We start from the raw sequence: 17779 nt of genomic DNA, 5'->3' as shown, positions 1-17779 counted from the left end.
GCTCAGCCTGCCGCGGCGTCGGTCGACGACTCGGAGTCGCGCAGTTCCACGCGCAGGGAGAGCAGGCGGTGGTCGTCCTCCGCGAGGGAGTCGACGTCGGTGCGGCGCGGGTCCTCGTCGTCCGCCCCGGCGTCGATCGACACGACGCCCCCCTCCTCCGCGGCCAGGAGCTCGGGCTTGGTGATCGGTCGGGGCGTCTCCTGCAGACCCTTGACCTCCTCGATCTCGTCCTTCGCGTCGATGACGTCCAGCTCGACCATGCGCCGGGCCGACGTGAGGACGTTGCGCTCCAGCGAACCGATCATCGAGTTGTACGCCTTGGTCGACGCCTCCAGGGAACGGCCCATCTTGGTGACGTGCCCCGTCATGGTGACCAGGCGGGAGTGGAGCTGCTTGCCGACCCGCAGCACCTCCTGGGCGTTGTCGGCGAGGGACTGCTGACGCCAGGAGTAGGCGATGGTGCGCAGCATCGCCAGCAGCGTCGCCGGGCTGGCCAGGATGACGTTCTTGCGAGCGGCGTCCTCCATGAGGGCCGGGTCGCGCTCCAGCGCCGCCGACAGGAACGCCTCGGCGGGCACGAACATCACGACGAACTCCGGCGCGTGGTCGAACAGGTCCCAGTAGCGCTTTGACGCGAGGTCGTCGACGTGCTTGCGCACGTGGCGCACGTGGGCCGCCATGCGCTGCTCGCGCACCGCGGCGTCGTCGCTCTGCTGGGCCTCGAGGTAGCCGAGGAACGCGACCTTGGAGTCCACGACGATGCTCTTGCCGCCGGCGAGGTTGACGACCATGTCGGGCCGCAGCGTCTCGCCGTCGTCGTTGGTCACCTGCACCTGGACGTCGAAGTCGACCTGCTCGATCATCCCGGCCGCCTCGACGACCCGCTGGAGCTGCAGCTCGCCCCACGCCCCGCGCTCCTGCGACGACCGCAGCGCCGTCACCAGGTCGCTGGTGCCCTTGCGCAGCTCGCCGGAGACGTCCGCCAGGTGGCGCATGTTCTCGTTGATGCGCGAGTCGAACTCGATGCGCCGCTTCTCCTGCTCGACGACCTCGGCCCGGACCTTCTCCAGGCTCTTGCCGATCGGGTCCACGAGCGCCTTGAACGCCTCCTCGCGCTGGGCGAGGGTCTCGTCGTTCCTGACGGTCGTGGCCCGCAGCTTCTGCTCCGCGAGCTCGAGGAACTGCTTGTTGTTGCTGGACAGCACCTCGCCCGCCAGGGACTTGAACTGCTGGGCGGCGCGTTCCTGGTCACCCTTGGCCGCGGCGACCTGACGCTCGGCCTCGGCGCGCACCTCGGTGAGGCGCGCCTGCGCCTGCTCGTGGGCCACCGCGAGACGACGTTCGGTCTCCTGTGCCGCCACGGCGAGCCTGCGGTCGCCCTCGTCCTTCGCCGCCTGGACCTGCTCGCGCAGCCCTGCCACCTCGCGGCGAGCCGTGTCGAGCTCGGCGTGCCCGCGCACCGCCTCCATCTCCGCCGAGCGGTGCCGGCCGGCGGTGCGCAGCGCGTGCCACAACCACCCGAGCAGCACCCCGAGGGCGAGCGTGCAGGCCGCGATGAGCAGAACCGTCGTCGTCTCCATGCCGGTCAGGCTGTCATGCGCCACCGACAACCCCGGCCAGACGCTCCGCGGACCGACGTCATCGCCCACGGGCGAGCCGCTACGGTGGCCGGTGTGACCCAGCAGACACCACCGCCGGACCCTGGCGCCGCGCTGAGCGTGCGCGGGCTCTGGAAGCGGTTCGGGGAGAAGATCGCCGTCGCCGGGGTCGACCTGGACGTGCCCTCCGGGTCGTTCTTCGGTCTCGTCGGCCCGAACGGTGCCGGCAAGACGACGACGCTGTCCATGGCCACCGGTCTCCTGCGGCCCGACTTCGGCACGGCGCACGTGCTCGGGACCGACCTGTGGGCGCGGCCCGACGACGCCAAGCCGATGCTCGGCATCCTCCCGGACGGCCTGCGCCTGTTCGACCGCCTCACCGGGGCCCAGCTGCTGACCTACTCGGGCCTGCTGCGCGGGCTCGACCGGGACACGGTCACGACCCGCGTGGAGGACCTGCTGGTCGCGATGGACCTCGCCGACGACCGCGACACGCTCGTCGTCGACTACTCGGCCGGCATGACCAAGAAGATCGCGCTCGCCGGCGCCATGATCCACGCGCCGCGCGTGCTGGTGCTGGACGAGCCGTTCGAGGCCGTGGACCCGGTCAGCGCCGCCAACATCCGCGACATCCTGCGGCGCTACGTGGACGACGGCGGGACGGTGGTGGTGTCCAGCCACGTCATGGACCTCGTGCAGCGCGTCTGCTCGCACGTGGCGGTCATCGCGGGCGGGCACGTGCTGGCCGCGGGCACGGTCGACGAGGTGCGCGGCGCCCAGACCCTGGAGGACAGGTTCGTCGAGCTGGTGGGCGGGCGTCGGGACGCGGGAGGTCTGGAGTGGTTGCGCACCTCGTCCGCCTCCGGCTGACGCTCCTGGGCAACACGCTGCGGCGCAGCGTGTGGCAGACGATCGGGCTCGTCGTGGCGGCGACGTACGGGATGTCGATCGCCCTGCTGCTGGTCGGGGCGGCCGTCGTGGGCGGCGGGGCGAACCTCGCGCTGACCGCCCAGGGCCTCGTCGTCCTCGGGTCGGTGATCGTGCTCGGCTGGTGGTTCCTGCCGCTCTTCGCGTTCGGCGTGGACGCCACGCTCGACCCGATGCGGTTCGTCACCCTGGCGGTGCCGCGCCGTCGCCTCCTGCTCGGCCTCGCCGCGGCAGCCCTCGTCTCCGTCCCTGCTCTGGCGACGCTGCTGATCGGGGTCGGATCCGCCTTCGCGTGGCGCTCCGACCTGCCGGCGTTGCTGGCGGCCCTGGTCGGGGCCCTCGCCGCGCTGGCCCTGTGCATCCTGGGGTCCCGGGCGACCACCACGGCGCTCGCCCCGCTGCTCGACTCCCGGCGTCGGCGCGAGGTGCTGATGGTCGCCGCCGTGGTGCCCCTCGTGGCCGTCGGACCGCTCTTCGCCGGGCTCTCGGCGTGGGCGTCGAGGCAGAGCGCGTCGGGCACCTTCACCCTCGGCCGCGACGACGTGGCGGCCATGCTGGCCCCGCCGGTCCGGGTCCTGGCCTGGACGCCGTTCGGTGCCCCGTGGGCGCTGCCCGCCGCCGTGCACGAGGGCGCGTGGGGACGTGCGGCGGCGCTGGCCGGGATCATCCTGGTGTCGCTGGCGACCCTGGCCCTGGTCTGGGACCGGGCGATGGCCAGGGCGCTGGTCACCCCGCGCGGCGGCGGCGCGGCGAGCCGGGCGCGCGGGCTCGGCTGGTTCGGTCGGGTGCCCGCGACGCGGACGGGGGCCGTCGCCGCGCGGTGCGCCACCTACTGGCTGCGCGACCCGCGCTACACGGCGTCGTTGGCGATGGTGCCGCTGCTCCCCGTCGTCATCGTGCTCGTCGGGGTGACCACGGGTGCCGGCAGCGGGATGCTGCTGCTCGTCGCCCCGTTCGCCGCCTACTTCCTCGGCTTCGGACTGTCGAACGACGTCGGCTACGACAACACGGCGTTCGCCCTGCACGTCGCCACCGGCACCTCGGGCCTCGCGGACCGATGGGGTCGGGTGATCCCGGTCGCGGTCGTCGGGGTGCCGCTGGTCACCGCGATGGCCGTCGTGGCGGCAGGCGCCGCCGGGCGATGGGCGGCCGCCCCCGCCCTGGTCGGGCTGAGCCTCGGCGTCCTCGGCACCACGCTCGGCGTGTCCAGCGCGGTCTCCGCCCGCCTGGTCTACCCGGTCCCCAAGCCGGGCGAGAGCGCCTTCAAGACCCCGCAGGGCGCGACCGCGCCGACGGTGCTCGCCCAGACGCTCGCCTTCGCCGTCGTCCTCGCGCTCCTGCTCCCGACGCTCGTGCTCGGCCTGACGGCGCTGCTGGTGCCGAGCCTCGTGCTGGGCTGGGTGACGCTCGTGGTCGGGATCGGCTGGGCGGCGGTCGTCCTCGTCGTCGGCGTCCGGTCGGGCGCCCGCACCTACGAGCGGCGACTGCCCGAGCTGCTGGCCCGGGTCACGGCGTTCGCGTGACCGACGTCGCGCACCCGGTGGACCGGCGCTCGCGGCGAGCCTGACAAACTGGGGGGCGTGAGCTCTGTGAACGACCGACCTTCCCCGACCCTGCCCGACGACTGGACGGCGGTGGTCCCCGACCTCGACGACGTGCCCCGGCTGGGGGAGCTGCGCGGGCGGCAGGCCGAACCCTTCACCGGCTCGGCGGGCTTCGACACCGCGACCGTGGAGGCCGAGGTGGCCGGCCAGATGTCGTGGACGCGACGCCAGGTGGTCGTCAAGGACGTCGACGGCGTGGCCCGCGCCTGGGCGCACGCCCACGACCGCGCCGCCGGACGCGCCGTCATCGGCGTCGAGGTCGACCGCGAGCTGGAGCGTGACCTGCAGGACCGTCTCGCCGCCTGGTGCTACGCCTGGCTGGCCGACGCCGGCCGGGACTTCGCCCGGGTGCGCCAGCAGGACGCGACGCAGCTCGACGCGGGAGCGTTCGCCGCGGACGACGTCGGACGCGCGTGGCTGGAGGCCGCCGGGTTCCGCCGGGCCCGGTCGTGGTGGCAGATGACGCGACCGGTCGTCGCGGGGGAGGACGCCCCCGGGGCGCTCCCGGGCCCGAAGGAGGGCGTGACCGTGCGCCAGGTGGCCCACCACGAGAACGGCACGCCCGTGGCCGAGGACCTCACGGCGGTGCACCGCGTGCTCGAGGAGGCGTTCCGCGACCACTTCAACTCCTACATGGAGAGCTTCGCCGAGTTCGTGCAGCGCCTGCGGGAGGATCCCGGGCACCGGTGGAACCACTGGTGGCTGGCCTTCGTGGACGACCCGCAGGACCCGGACGCCGAGCCCGTCGCGGCCGGGGCCCTGGTCGCCACGGTCTCCCCGGCGGACGACGACGGCGCCGAGGGCACGTACGTCGACTACCTCGGGACGACGCCGCGGGCGCGTGGCCGCGGTGTCGCCACCGCGATGCTGCACACGGTCGTCGCCGACGCGGCGTCCCGCGGTCGCAACCGGGTGGGCCTCGAGGTCGACGCCGACAGCCCCACCGGCGCCGAGGGCCTGTACCGCCACCTGGGATGGCGTACGAAGTACGTCACGGAGTCCTGGCACCGCGACGTCGTCGTCGACTGAGCGCCCGGTTCGCTCGGAGCCCGGTCCCGGCCGACGCGTAGGATGGGCCGACGTGGCACTCACTATCGGCATCGTCGGCCTGCCCAACGTCGGCAAGTCCACCCTCTTCAACGCACTGACCCGCAACTCCGTGCTCGCCGCGAATTACCCGTTCGCGACGATCGAGCCGAACGTCGGGGTGGTGCCGTTGCCGGACGCGCGGCTGGACAGGCTCGCGGAGGTCTTCTCCTCGGAGCGCACGATGCCGGCGACGGTGTCGTTCGTCGACATCGCCGGCATCGTCAAGGGTGCGTCGGAGGGCGAGGGCCTGGGCAACAAGTTCCTGGCCAACATCCGTGAGGCGGACGCGATCTGCCAGGTGACGCGTGCGTTCGACGACGGCGACGTCGTCCGCGTCGAGGGCTCCACGGACGCGTCCGGCGACATCGAGACGATCTCCACCGAGCTCGTCCTCGCGGACCTGCAGACCCTGGAGAAGGCGCTGCCGCGGATGGAGAAGGAGGTCAAGATCAAGAAGGGCGACCCGGTCCTCTTCGCCGCGGCGAAGCAGGCCCAGGAGATCCTCGAGGCCGGCACCACCCTCTTCCAGGGCGCCGCCGCCGCCGGGCTCGACCTCGCCGAGATCGCCTCCCTGCAGCTCATGACGGCCAAGCCGTTCATCTACGTGTTCAACACCGACGACGCCGGCCTGGCCGACACGGCGATGCAGGAGCGGCTGCGCGAGCTCGTCGCGCCGGCGCACGCGATCTTCCTCGACGCGAAGTTCGAGGCCGAGCTCGTCGAGCTCGAACCGGCGGAGGCCGCCGAGATGCTCGCCGAGACGGGCCAGGAGGAGGCGGGGCTCGACCAGCTCGCCCGCGTCGGCTTCGACACCCTCGGTCTGCAGACGTACCTGACCGCCGGCCCCAAGGAGGCCCGCGCCTGGACGATCCGCAAGGGGTGGACGGCGCCCCAGGCGGCCGGCGTCATCCACACGGACTTCGAGCGCGGCTTCATCAAGGCCGAGGTGGTCTCCTTCGACGACCTCGTCGAGGCCGGTTCCGTCGCTGGTGCCCGGGCCGCCGGCAAGGCCCGCGTCGAGGGCAAGGACTACGTCATGTCCGACGGCGACGTGGTGGAGTTCCGGTTCAACGTCTGACCGGACGACGGGTGTGCCGAGGTCGCGTCGGGCGCCCTACGCTGACCCTGTGATCGCAGCCCCTGCCCTCGGACGACAGGTGACCACGAGGCGCCGGGGCGCGGTCGCGCTGCTGGTCGCCGGGGTGCTGGCGCTGACGGCCTGCACCTCCGAGAGCCCCCGGCCGGACCCTGCACCCCCGCCGAGCACCTCGGCGTCCGCCCCGGCGGAGGCACCGGCGGACCCGTGCCTCACCCCGGGCGAGGACCCGGGGTCCGTCGGACCCGCCGCCGACGCGATCACCACCTCGGCGGGCGAGGCGGAGCTGACCGGGTACAACACCCGGGCCCGTGGTGCGGACTCGACGGTGAACGAGGCCGTCATGGACCGCGTGCTCGGCTCCTTCTGGTACTGGGGCGCGGACGGCACGGTCTGTCGGGACACCGAGTTCGGGACCTACGAGGTCGTGTCCTCCGACCCGCTGCAGGTCGAGTACACGATCGACGCCGACGCCGTCTGGTCCGACGGTGTCCCGGTCACCGCGGCGGACCTCCTCCTGGACTGGGCGACCCAGGCGATCACGACGGACGGCACGGTGGTCGACAGCGTGGCCGACGGCGCCACCGCGCTGTTCGACCACACCGCCGGGCTGACCTTCGGCGACGAGGTGCCGGCCGGACCGCAGGCGGCGTCGGCCGACGCGAAGGAGGTCCGGTACGAGTTCGAGCGTGACTACGCCGACTGGCAGACCCTCGTCTCGGCCCCGCTGCCCGCCCACGTGGTGGCCGCCCACGCGGGTGTCACCGTCGACGAGCTGGTCGCGGCGATCCAGGAGCCGGACCTTGCGGTGCTCGGCCCGGCCGCCGAGTTCTGGAGCTCCGGCTGGTCGTTCGAGCCGGGTGCGGTGCCGGACGCCTCGCTGGTGCCGTCGTCGGGCCGGTACGCCCTGGCCGACGCGGGCCAGGACGCGGGGGAGCCCGGTGCGACCACCCTGGTCGCGAACGAGTCCTACTGGGGCACCCCGCCCGCCACCCGGGAGATCACCTTCCGCAGCACCTCCGCGGACGGGCTGGTCCGTGCCGTCCAGGACGGCGTGCTGGACGTCGTCGAGCCGCCGGCCTCCGTGGAGAACCTCACCCAGCTCGAGCAGATCGGCGGGGCGGTCACGGTCTCCACGGGGTCGACCTTCACCGCTGAGCACCTGGACTTCAACTTCCGTCAGGGCGTCTTCGCGGACAGCCTGGAGGCCCGCGAGGCCTTCGCCTACTGCGTGCCCCGTCGGCAGATCGTCGACGAGCTGGTCCGGCCGCTCGACGAGGACGCGGTCGTCATGGACGCGCGCGAGGTGTACCCCTTCGAGCCGGGCTACGACGACGTCGTCGAGGCGTCCTACGACGGGCGCTTCGACGACGTCGACCTGGACCTCGCCGCGGACAGGTTCGCCGCAGCGGGTCTCACCCCGGGGACCGAGGTGCGGATCAGCTATCCGGCGCCGAACCTGCGCCGTGCGCAGGTGGTCGCGGCGATCAAGGCGTCCTGCGACCGGGTGGGGTTCGACGTCGTCGACGCCGGCGACCCGGACTTCTACCGCTCGGTGCTGCACGCCGGGGTGCACGACGTCGCCCTGTTCGGCTGGGTGGGTTCCGGTACGGCCACCGACGGGGCGGCCGTGTCCGGCACCGTCGGCGCACAGAATCACGGTGGGTACTCCGACGCGACGGTGGACGAGGCGTGGGCGGCGCTGAGCGCGACCACGGACGAGGCGGTGCAGCAGGAGCAGACGGTGACCATCGAGAAGCAGCTGTGGGACACCCTCTTCAGCATCCCGCTCTTCGCTCACCCGAGCCTCCAGGCCCACCGGTCCGACGTGGAGGGGGTCCGGCCGACCGCCGGTCGCCAGGGCGTCGCGTGGAGCGCGGCGACGTGGGTGCGCACGTCCTGACGTGCGACTCCGCGCCGACGGCCGCAGAGTGAAGGTGTGCAGCGCTCGGGGGCCCGTGTTTCTGACCTGTACCAGTCAGGTCACGATTGAATCCCTTTCCCCGCGAATGCGTGATCGGGGCCACCAGGTGCAAGGTAGTATCCCGGCAATTGCTGCGGACCGCATCACGGGCCGCTCAAACCCGGTCACGGCCACCACGCCGTGGCGGGCACTCCCGACACTGGAGGACACGTGACACCTCGACGACGTATCGCAGGCATCGGCGCGTTCGCGCTGACCTCGGCCCTGCTGCTCTCCGCCTGTGGCAGCAGCGGTGAGGAAGAGACGGCCGAATCGGACGACATGGAGAGCGGTGCCAGCGCCGGCATCGTCTCCGTGAACGGCACCGAGCCGCAGAACCCGCTCACCCCCGGCATGACCAACGAGGTCGGCGGTGGCCTCGCCGTGAAGAACATCTTCGCCGGCCTGGTCTACTACGACGCCGAGGGCGCCACCCAGATGGAGATGGCCGAGTCCATCGAGTCCGAGGACAACCAGAACTGGACGATCACCATCAAGGATGGTTGGACGTTCGACGACGGCACCCCGGTCACCGCCCAGAGCTTCGTCGACGCGTGGAAGTACACCGCCGACCTCGACAACGGGCAGAACCAGCAGTACTTCTTCCACGACTTCGCCGGCTGGTCCGACGCCGAGAGCTCCGAGATCGCGGTCGAGGTCGTCGACGACCTCACCTTCACCGCCGAGCTCGTCGCGCCGTCCTCCGACTTCGAGCTGTGGCTGGGCTACTCGGCCTTCATGCCGATGCCCGAGGCGTTCTTCGAGGACCCCGACCTCTACGCCGACACCCCGATCGGCAACGGCCCCTACGTGGTCGACGAGTGGGCGCACGACAGCGTCATCTCGCTGCGCCCGAACCCGGAGTACCAGGGTGCGCGCACGCCGCAGAACGGCGGCATCGACATCAACATCTACACCGACGAGAACACGGCGTACAACGACCTGCTCGCCAACAACCTCGACATCATCACGAACGTGCCGTCCTCGGCGTTCCAGACGTTCGAGTCCGACCTCGGTGACCGTGCCGTCAACCAGCCGGCCGCCGTCGTCCAGGTCATCAACGTGCCGGAGTGGCGCGAGGAGTTCCAGGGCGAGGCCGGCACGATGCGTCGCCAGGCGATCTCCATGGCGATCGACCGCGACCAGGTCACCGAGACCGTCTTCGCGGGCACCCGCACCCCGGCGACGGACTTCACGTCCCCGGTCATCGACGGCTACTCCTCGGACATCCCGGGCTCGGAGGTCCTGACCTACGACGCCGAGGGCGCCAAGGAGCTGTGGGACCAGGCCGAGGAGATGGACCCGATCGGCGACTACACGCTGGAGATCGCGTCCAACGCCGACTCGGACCACCAGACCTGGGTCGACGCCGCGTGCAACACGATCCGCAACGCTCTCGACATCGGCTGCGAGTTCTACCCGTACCCGACCTTCGACGAGTTCCTGGACGCCCGCGACAGCGGTGAGGTGCCCGGCATCTTCCGCGGTGGCTGGCAGGGTGACTGGCCGTCGATGAGCAACTTCCTCGGCCCGATCTACGGCACGGGTGCCGGCTCGAACGACGCCCAGTACTCCAACGAGGAGTTCGACGCTCTGCTCTCCGAGGCCGGCCAGGCCGCCTCGCCGGAGGAGGGCATCGAGATCTACAAGCAGGCCCAGGAGATCCTGTTCCAGGACATGCCGGGTATCCCGCTCTGGTACAACAACGCCACCGCGGGTTACGCGGAGACGGTCGACAACGTCGCCTTCGGGTGGGACAGCGACCCGATCCTGTACCAGGTCACCAAGTCCGAGTGATCCCGGTCTGACCGTTCAGCGGCCGGCACGAACCTGTTCAACGGGTTCGTGCCGGCCGTTGGGCTGGCACCGGAGGGCCTGCGTCGCGTACGGTCGCGGGCGACCATCTTGACCCCTGGGCGGGAGCCGTCGTCGGCGACCGCCCTCCTCACTCGCCCCTGGCGCACAGCTCGGGGACCATGACCCGTCGTCCCGGAGACCCCGGGGCGAACGAGGAGAGACACGCATGCTCTGGTATCTCGGACGCAGGCTGCTCCAGGTGATCCCTGTGTTCATCGGCGCGACCCTGCTGTTGTACGCCCTCGTGTTCCTGCGGCCCGGTGACCCCGTGGCCGCGCTCGGCGGAGAGCGTGGCCTCCCCGAAGCGGTGCAGGACCAGATCCGTGAGCGGTACAACCTGGACGAACCGTTCATCATCCAGTACCTGCTCTTCATGAAGGGCGTCTTCACGCTCGACTTCGGTGTCGACTTCCGTGGCCAGGAGATCACGGACGTCATCACCCGGGCCCTGCCCGTGACCTTCCAGCTCGCCGTCATGGCACTGGTCATCGAGGCCGTCTTCGGTGTGCTCTTCGGCCTCATCGCCGGGATGCGCAAGGGCGGTCTGTTCGACAGCACCGTGCTCGTGCTGAGCCTCTTCGTCATCGCGGTGCCGACGTTCGTCATCGGCTTCGTGCTGCAGTTCTTCCTCGGCGTCCAGCTCGGAGTCTTCCCCGTCACCGTGGGACGAGATCCGACGTTCTACTCGTTGCTGCTACCAGCCATCGTGCTCGCGGCGACGTCGTTCGCCTACGTGATCCGGCTGACGCGCACGTCCGTCGCCGAGAACCTCAGCGCGGACTACGTGCGCACCGCGCGCGCCAAGGGTCTGAACCGGACCCAGGTCACCGGGCGCCACGTGCTGCGCAACTCGCTGATCCCGGTCGTGACCTTCCTCGGGGCGGACCTCGGTGCCCTGATGGGCGGCGCGATCGTCACGGAGGGCATCTTCAACATCAACGGCGTCGGAGGCACGCTCTTCCAGGCGATCCAACGGGGCGAGAACGTGACCATCGTGTCGCTGACCACCGTCCTGGTGCTCGTCTACATCGCGGCGAACCTGATCGTCGACCTCTTGTACGCCGCGCTCGACCCGAGGATCCGTTATGCCTGAGAACCGCATCGACACCACGGGTGCGCGCAAGCCGCGCCGTGGACAGGAGCACTTCGCCGCCGAGATCGACGAGGGCGGCCTCGGAGCCGTCGACGCCGTGCGCACCAGCGACGTCCCGTCGAACATGTGGCGCGACGCCTGGCGCGAGATGCGCCGTCGGCCCATGTTCTGGGTCGCGGCGGCCATCATCGTCCTGGTGGTGACCGTGGCTGCCTTCCCGAGCTGGTTCACCTCGGTGGACCCCCGGCTCGACTGCGAGCTGTCGAACTCGCTCCAGGGTCCGCAGGCCGGGCACCCCTTCGGGTTCGACTTCCTCGGCTGCGACATCTACTCCCGGACCATCTACGGCGCCCGGGCGTCGGTCGTCGTGGGTGTGCTCGCCACCTCGATGGTCGTCATCCTCGGTACCGCCATCGGGTCCGTCGCCGGCTACTTCGCCGGCTGGTTCGACACGGTGCTCTCGCGCCTGACGGACATCTTCTTCGCCGTCCCGCTGGTGCTCGCCGCGATCGTGATCATGAGCCTCACCGAGACCCGCACCTCGTTCACGGTGGCCATCGTGCTCGCCGCGTTCGGGTGGACGTCGATCGCCCGCATCACCCGCGGCACCGTCATGTCGGTGAAGAACAACGAGTTCGTCACCGCGGCGCGCTCGCTCGGCATGGGTCGCGGCGGCATCCTGGTGCGGCACGTCCTGCCGAACTCGGCCGCGCCGATCATCGTCTACGCCACGGTCGCGCTGGGAACCTTCATCGTCGCCGAGGCGACGCTGAGCTTCCTGGGGATCGGTCTGCCCCCGTCGGTCGTGTCGTGGGGCGGCGACATCGCCGCCGCGCAGCGCTCGATCCGCGTCGCGCCGCAGATCCTCTTCTACCCGGCCGGCGGCCTGGCCCTGACGGTGCTCGGCTTCATCATGATGGGTGACGTGGTCCGCGACGCCCTCGACCCGAAGGCACGGAAGCGATGACAGACCAGATCTCACTGACCGACGGCACCGAGGGCGCCCCGCAGGGGGCGCGTGGCGTGGCCGGCACGGACGAGCCGCTGCTCGAGATCCGCGACCTGGAGGTCTCCTTCACGACCACGAGCGGCGAGGTCAAGGCCGTGCGCGGGGGCAACCTCACCGTGTACCCCGGCCAGGCCGTCGCGATCGTGGGCGAGTCCGGGTCGGGCAAGTCCACGACGGCTCACGCCATCATCGACCTGCTGCCCGGCACCGGGAAGGTGACCGGTGGCTCGATCAAGTTCGACGGCCACGAGGTCACCGAGCTGTCCCGGCGCCAGATCGAGGAGATGCGCGGCCGGGACATCGGCCTCGTGCCGCAGGACCCGATGTCGAACCTCAACCCGGTGTGGCGCATCGGGACGCAGATCGACGAGGCCCTGCGCGCGAACGGGTTCTCCGGGGGCAAGGCGGAGCGCAAGGAGCGCGTCGCCGAGCTGCTGGCCGAGGCCGGCCTGCCGGACGCCGCCCGTCGCGCCCGGCAGTACCCCCACGAGTTCTCCGGCGGCATGCGTCAGCGCGCGCTGATCGCCATCGGGCTCGCGTCCCGGCCCAAGCTGCTCATCGCCGACGAGCCCACCTCGGCGCTCGACGTCACCGTGCAGCGCCAGATCCTCGACCACCTGGAGGAGCTGACCCGGGAGCTGGGCACGGCCGTGCTGTTCATCACGCACGACCTGGGGCTGGCCGCGGAGCGCGCCGAGCACCTCGTGGTGATGTTCAAGGGACGGGTCGTCGAGTCCGGTCCGGCACGCCAGATCCTCGCCGACCCGCAGCACCCGTACACCCGTCGGCTCGTCGCCTCGGCGCCGTCGCTCGCGTCCCGCCGGATCCAGGTGGCGCACGAGCACGGCGACGAGTCCGACCAGCTCATCGCCCACCACGGGGAGGTGGAGGTCGACGCCGCGGCGCCGGACGACGTCGTCGTGGCCAAGGACCTCACCAAGGTCTTCCAGATCCGCGGTTCCCGGCCGGGCTCCCACACGGACTTCAAGGCGGTCGACGACGTCTCCTTCCGTCTGGGGCGGGGCAAGACCCTCGCGCTGGTGGGGGAGTCGGGCTCGGGCAAGTCGACGGCGGCGAACATGGTCCTGGGGCTGCTGGAGCCGACGTCGGGCGTCGTCGAGTTCGACGGCGTCGACGTGGCCTCGCTGAACCCGAAGGCGGCGTTCGCGTTCCGTCGTCGGATCCAGCCGGTGTTCCAGAACCCCTACGGGTCCCTCGACCCGACCTACTCGATCTACTCCTCGATCGAGGAGCCGCTGCGGCTCCACAAGGTCGGCACCCGCAAGCAGCGCGAGGCCCGCGTGCGCGAGCTGCTCGACATGGTGGCGCTGCCGCAGTCGGCCATGCGCCGGTTCCCCAACGAGCTGTCGGGGGGCCAGCGCCAGCGCATCGCGATCGCGCGGGCGCTCGCCCTGCAGCCCGAGGTCATCGTCCTCGACGAGGCCGTGTCCGCCCTGGACGTCCTGGTCCAGGCGCAGATCCTCGAGCTGCTCGGCAAGCTCCAGGAGGACCTGGGGCTGTCGTACCTGTTCATCACGCACGACCTGGCCGTCGTCCGGCAGATCGCCGACGACGTCGTGGTCATGCAGAAGGGCAAGGTCGTCGAGCAGGCGACCACGGACGAGGTGTTCGACAACCCGCGCGAGCAGTACACACGCGACCTGCTCGCGGCGATCCCGGGAGCGACCCTGGAGGTCGACCCGATCGCGGGCTGACAACCCGAGGACCGGCACTGGACGCTGGTGAGCAGGGCCCACGGCCCCGCTCACCAGCGTTCCCGCTCACCAGCGTTCCCGCTCACCAGCGTTCCCGCTTGCCGGTCGTGAGCAGCCGGGTGATCGTGAACCCCATGGAACGTCGGCGCTCCACCCTGGCACCCGCAGTCTTCTACCCGGCCGGAGGACTCATCCTCCTCTTCGTGCTGGTCACCGTGGTCTTCGCCGACGGCGTGGCCGCGGTGATGTCGACCCTTCAGGAGAAGGTGATCAGCGGCTTCGGCTGGTACTACATCGTCCTCGTGGCGGTGTTCCTCATCTTCGCCGTCTGGGTCGGGGTGAGCCGGTTCGGCGAGATCACGCTGGGTCCTGACGACGAGGAGCCGCAATTCAGGCTGCCGGTGTGGTTCTCGATGCTGTTCGCGACAGGCATGGGCATCGGGCTGGTCTACTACGGCGTCGCGGAGCCGCTGGCGCACTTCGTCTCGCCCAAGCCCGGCGTCACGGGCGAGGACCCGTTCCTGGCGCAGACGGCGATGGGGCAGACTTACCTGCACTGGGGTTTCCACGCCTGGGGGATCTACGTCGTCGTCGGGCTGGCGCTGGCGTACGCCATCCACCGCAAGGGCCGTCCGGCGTCGATCCGGTGGGCGCTCGAGCCGATCCTCGGCGACCGCGTCAAGGGCTGGATCGGCAACGTCATCGACGTGCTGGCGATCTTCGGCACGGTGTTCGGCGTGGCGACCTCGCTGGGGTTCGGCGTGCTGCAGGTGGCCGCCGGCCTGGAGTACCTGGGGGTCGCGGAGGCGACGCTCGCCCTGGAGATGGGCCTCATCGCGGCGATCACCGCGGTGGCGGCCCTGTCCGTGGCCTCCGGGCTGGAGAAGGGCATCAAGTGGCTGTCCAACGCCAACATGATGCTCGCCGGGGTGCTGCTGGTCGTGGTGCTGGTGCTCGGGTCCTCGCTGTTCATCCTGCGCGAGTGGGTGCAGTCGATCGGCTTCTACTTCCAGAACGTCATGATGATGACGTTCGACACCCTCGCCTACCAGGGCGAGGCCGGCCTCGAGTGGGAGTCGGCCTGGACGATCTTCTACTGGGGCTGGTGGATCTCCTGGGCGCCCTTCGTGGGGCTCTTCATCGCCCGCATCTCCCGGGGCCGGACGGTGCGCGAGTTCGTCATGGGCACGCTCCTGGTGCCGATGATCGTCTCGACCGTCTGGTTCAGCGTCTTCGGCGGGTCGGCGATCCACCAGGAGCGCAACGTCCCGGGCTCGATGCTCTCGCCGGACCCGGTCACCGGCGACATGGTCGTCAACAGCGACACGGCCATGTTCCAGCTCTTCGACACGCTGCCGGGCGGGCCGTTCATGGCGGTCGCCGCGCTGATCCTCGTCATCGTGTTCTTCGTGACGTCGTCGGACTCCGGCTCGTTCGTGGTCGACATGCTCGCCAACGGGGGAGACCAGAACCCGCCGCTGTGGAGCCGCCTGTTCTGGGCGGTCCTCGAGGGCGGCGTCGCCATGGCGCTCCTCTACGCGGGAGGCCTGGCGTCCCTGCAGACCGCCGCCATCCTCACGGCCCTGCCCTTCACCCTGGTCATGATCGGCATGGCGCTGGCGGTGTGGAAGGCCCTGAGCGACGAGCACCGCGAGATGGCCCGGGTGGAGCGGCGCCTGCGGCGCCGCGAGATCACCGAGCACGTCACCGAGCACGTCACCGAGCACGTCACGGAGCACTTCTCCGAGCTCACCGGGCAGACCCCCGTGGTGACGGACGACCGTCCGGCGCGCCGGCGACGGTGGCGAGGGCCACGTCGCCGACGCCCCGGAACCGCAGACGACGACGGACCTACCGGGTAGGATGGATCGGCCCCGGGGTCCCGGCGGCCAACCTCCCACGGAAAGAGAACCGTTGATGTCTGTGCGCTCAGACCTGCGCAACGTGGCGATCGTCGCCCACGTCGACCACGGCAAGACGACCCTCGTGGACGCCATGCTGCGCCAGGCCGGCGCGTTCAGCGCGCACCAGCACGTCGACGACCGGGTCATGGACTCCGGCGACCTGGAGCGTGAGAAGGGCATCACGATCCTCGCCAAGAACACCGCGGTCCGGTACGCGGGTCCTGCCGCCGCAGCGGCCGGCGAGCCCGGTGGGATCACCATCAACGTCATCGACACCCCGGGCCACGCCGACTTCGGCGGCGAGGTCGAGCGCGGCCTGTCGATGGTCGACGGCGTCGTGCTGCTCGTCGACGCGTCCGAGGGGCCCCTGCCGCAGACGCGCTTCGTGCTGCGCAAGGCCCTCGCCGCCAAGCTGCCGGTCATCATCGTCGTCAACAAGGTCGACCGCCCCGACTCGCGCATCACCGAGGTCGTCGCCGAGGCGACCGACCTCCTGCTCGGGCTCGCGAGCGACCTGTCCGACGAGGTCCCCGACCTCGACCTCGACGCCGTCCTGGACGTGCCGGTCGTGTACGCCTCCGCCAAGGCCGGCCGCGCCTCCGTCGAGCAGCCCGCCGACGGCGCGCTGCCCGCGAACGAGGACCTCGAGCCGCTGTTCTCCACCATCCTGCAGAACATCCCGGCGCCGACCTACGACGAGGGCCACCCGCTGCAGGCGCACGTCACCAACCTCGACGCCTCGCCGTTCCTCGGGCGTCTCGCCCTGCTGCGCGTCTTCAACGGCACCCTGCGCAAGGGGCAGACGGTCGCCTGGGCGCGCCACGACGGCACGCTCACCCAGGTACGCATCACCGAGCTGCTCCGCACCGAAGCGCTCACGCGCGTCCCGGCGGAGTCGGCCGGCCCGGGCGACATCGTCGCCGTCGCCGGCATCGCCGACATCATGATCGGCGAGACCCTGACCGACGCCGACGACCCGCGGCCCCTGCCGCTCATCACCGTCGACGACCCGGCGATCTCGATGACCATCGGGATCAACACCTCGCCGCTGGCGGGCAAGGGCGGCAAGGGCCACAAGGTCACGGCGCGCCAGGTCAAGGACCGCCTCGACGCCGAGCTCGTCGGCAACGTGTCGCTGCGCGTGCTGCCCACCGCCCGTCCCGACGCCTGGGAGGTGCAGGGCCGCGGTGAGCTGGCGCTGGCCATCCTGGTCGAGCAGATGCGCCGCGAGGGCTTCGAGCTGACGGTCGGCAAGCCGCAGGTCGTCACCAAGGACGTCGACGGCAAGCGCCACGAGCCGATGGAGCGGATGACCATCGACGTGCCGGACGAGTACCTCGGTGCCGTGACCCAGCTCCTCGCCCAGCGCAAGGGCCGCATGGAGACCATGAGCAACCACGGCACCGGCTGGGTCCGCATGGAGTTCGTCGTCCCGGCCCGCGGTCTCATCGGCTTCCGCACCCGGTTCCTCACCGAGACGCGCGGCACCGGCATCGCCTCCTCCCTGTCGGAGGGCTACGAGCCGTGGCACGGCGTCATCGAGTCCCGGGCGACGGGCTCGCTGGTCGCGGACCGGTCCGGCGTCGTCACCCCGTTCGCCATGATCAACCTGCAGGAGCGCGGCTCGTTCTTCGTCGAGCCCACGCAGGAGGTCTACGAGGGAATGATCGTCGGTGAGAACTCCCGCAACGAGGACATGGACGTCAACATCACCAAGGAGAAGAAGCTGACGAACATGCGGTCCGCGTCGGCCGACAGCTTCGAGAACCTGGTGCCGCCGCGCAAGCTCACCCTCGAGGAGTCCCTGGAGTTCACCGCCGAGGACGAGTGCGTCGAGGTCACCCCCGAGGTCGTGCGCATCCGCAAGGTGGCGCTCGACGCCACCGAGCGTGCGCGCGCGGCGGCGCGGGCCAAGCGCGCCTGA

General features: G+C 71.0%; 12 protein-coding genes. 11 read left to right on the top strand and 1 reads right to left on the bottom strand.

The annotated features are described in order from the left end of the window. Positions 1–2: 2 nt before the first annotated feature. Positions 3–1580, bottom strand: coding sequence for a DNA recombination protein RmuC (rmuC, locus tag ACNHYB_RS06670; protein WP_418277639.1), 1578 nt, complete (start codon positions 1578–1580; stop codon positions 3–5). A 15-nt stretch (positions 1581–1595) separates the two neighbouring features. On the opposite strand from rmuC, the gene ACNHYB_RS06665 reads away from it, so the two are divergent. The 11 genes from ACNHYB_RS06665 (at position 1596) to typA (ending at position 17779) form a co-directional block, all read left to right on the top strand. Further along, complete coding sequence (locus ACNHYB_RS06665; RefSeq protein WP_418277638.1) at positions 1596–2468, top strand: ABC transporter ATP-binding protein; 873 nt, start codon at positions 1596–1598, stop codon at positions 2466–2468. Further along, a complete protein-coding gene (locus ACNHYB_RS06660) occupies positions 2438–4048 on the top strand; it encodes a hypothetical protein (RefSeq protein ID WP_418277637.1) in 1611 nt (536 codons plus the stop codon). Before ACNHYB_RS06665 ends, ACNHYB_RS06660 begins: the two co-directional genes overlap by 31 nt. 57 nt (positions 4049–4105) lie before the next feature. Then, entirely contained in the window at positions 4106–5158 is a 1053-nt protein-coding gene (locus ACNHYB_RS06655) for a GNAT family N-acetyltransferase (RefSeq protein WP_418277636.1), read from the top strand. Between the two features lie 52 nt (positions 5159–5210). After that, positions 5211–6296, top strand: a complete 1086-nt coding sequence (gene ychF, locus ACNHYB_RS06650; RefSeq protein WP_418277634.1) for a redox-regulated ATPase YchF — start codon at positions 5211–5213, stop codon at positions 6294–6296. A 49-nt stretch (positions 6297–6345) separates the two neighbouring features. Beyond that, the gene (locus ACNHYB_RS06645; protein ID WP_418277632.1) at positions 6346–8217 is read left to right on the top strand and encodes an ABC transporter substrate-binding protein; all 1872 of its coding nucleotides are present in this window, start codon (positions 6346–6348) and stop codon (positions 8215–8217) included. Between the two features lie 342 nt (positions 8218–8559). Then, positions 8560–10074, top strand: a complete 1515-nt coding sequence (locus tag ACNHYB_RS06640) for a peptide ABC transporter substrate-binding protein (RefSeq protein WP_418277631.1) — start codon at positions 8560–8562, stop codon at positions 10072–10074. Between the two features lie 226 nt (positions 10075–10300). Beyond that, the gene (locus ACNHYB_RS06635; protein WP_418277630.1) at positions 10301–11227 is read left to right on the top strand and encodes an ABC transporter permease; all 927 of its coding nucleotides are present in this window, start codon (positions 10301–10303) and stop codon (positions 11225–11227) included. Then, positions 11220–12194 carry an ABC transporter permease gene (locus ACNHYB_RS06630; RefSeq protein WP_418277628.1) on the top strand — a complete coding sequence of 325 codons (975 nt, stop codon included), beginning with the start codon at positions 11220–11222 and terminating at the stop codon, positions 12192–12194. The genes ACNHYB_RS06635 and ACNHYB_RS06630 overlap by 8 nt, the downstream gene beginning before the upstream one ends. Beyond that, a complete protein-coding gene (locus ACNHYB_RS06625) occupies positions 12191–13951 on the top strand; it encodes a dipeptide ABC transporter ATP-binding protein (RefSeq protein ID WP_418277627.1) in 1761 nt (586 codons plus the stop codon). Before ACNHYB_RS06630 ends, ACNHYB_RS06625 begins: the two co-directional genes overlap by 4 nt. A 107-nt stretch (positions 13952–14058) precedes the next feature. Further along, positions 14059–15813 carry a BCCT family transporter gene (locus tag ACNHYB_RS06620; RefSeq protein ID WP_418277625.1) on the top strand — a complete coding sequence of 585 codons (1755 nt, stop codon included), beginning with the start codon at positions 14059–14061 and terminating at the stop codon, positions 15811–15813. A gap of 55 nt (positions 15814–15868) precedes the next feature. Beyond that, the gene (typA, locus tag ACNHYB_RS06615) at positions 15869–17779 is read left to right on the top strand and encodes a translational GTPase TypA (RefSeq protein WP_418277623.1); all 1911 of its coding nucleotides are present in this window, start codon (positions 15869–15871) and stop codon (positions 17777–17779) included.

The organism is Isoptericola jiangsuensis (assembly GCF_048320105.1).
Taxonomy (GTDB): Bacteria; Actinomycetota; Actinomycetes; order Actinomycetales; family Cellulomonadaceae; genus Isoptericola; species Isoptericola jiangsuensis_A.
This window is presented reverse-complemented; position numbering and strand designations above follow the sequence as displayed.

Coding starts and splice junctions, on each gene's coding strand:
- rmuC (WP_418277639.1), bottom strand. CDS start 1,580: ATGGAGACGACGACGGTTCTGCTCATCGCGGCCTGCACGCTCGCCCTC.
- ACNHYB_RS06665 (WP_418277638.1), top strand. CDS start 1,596: ATGCGCCACCGACAACCCCGGCCAGACGCTCCGCGGACCGACGTCATC.
- ACNHYB_RS06640 (WP_418277631.1), top strand. CDS start 8,560: ATGGAGAGCGGTGCCAGCGCCGGCATCGTCTCCGTGAACGGCACCGAG.
- ACNHYB_RS06635 (WP_418277630.1), top strand. CDS start 10,301: ATGCTCTGGTATCTCGGACGCAGGCTGCTCCAGGTGATCCCTGTGTTC.
- ACNHYB_RS06630 (WP_418277628.1), top strand. CDS start 11,220: ATGCCTGAGAACCGCATCGACACCACGGGTGCGCGCAAGCCGCGCCGT.
- ACNHYB_RS06625 (WP_418277627.1), top strand. CDS start 12,191: ATGACAGACCAGATCTCACTGACCGACGGCACCGAGGGCGCCCCGCAG.
- typA (WP_418277623.1), top strand. CDS start 15,869: ATGTCTGTGCGCTCAGACCTGCGCAACGTGGCGATCGTCGCCCACGTC.